A 250-nucleotide genomic window follows, 5' to 3' on the forward strand; every position below is an offset into this window, starting at 1 on the left:
GCCGGGAGCGCGACTCGGGACCCGGCCGGTCCGCCGACCGGCGCGGGAGCCACCTGACGACCTACGAGGTCCGCCAGCACGCGCTGTTCAACCTCGGCCGCGCGGCGAGCTACGCGACGATCGGCGCGGCGCTCGGCGCGCTCGGCGGGGCCGTCCTCGTCACGACGGCGACGCTGACCGGCGCGGCGGAGGCGGTCCGCGGCGTCGTCGGCCTCGGCGTCGGCGCGGCCGTAATCGTCATCGGCGTCCG

General features: G+C 78.8%; 1 protein-coding gene. It reads left to right on the plus strand.

What is annotated here, in order from left to right; genetic code table 11:
- The coding region (locus tag SM753_RS20955; RefSeq protein ID WP_323192973.1) for a sulfite exporter TauE/SafE family protein at positions 1–250 on the plus strand (250 nt) is incomplete at both ends.

Origin of the sequence: Halostella sp. PRR32, assembly GCF_034808085.1 — an archaeon.
In the GTDB taxonomy this organism is placed as follows: domain Archaea; phylum Halobacteriota; class Halobacteria; order Halobacteriales; family Natronoarchaeaceae; genus Halostella; species Halostella pelagica.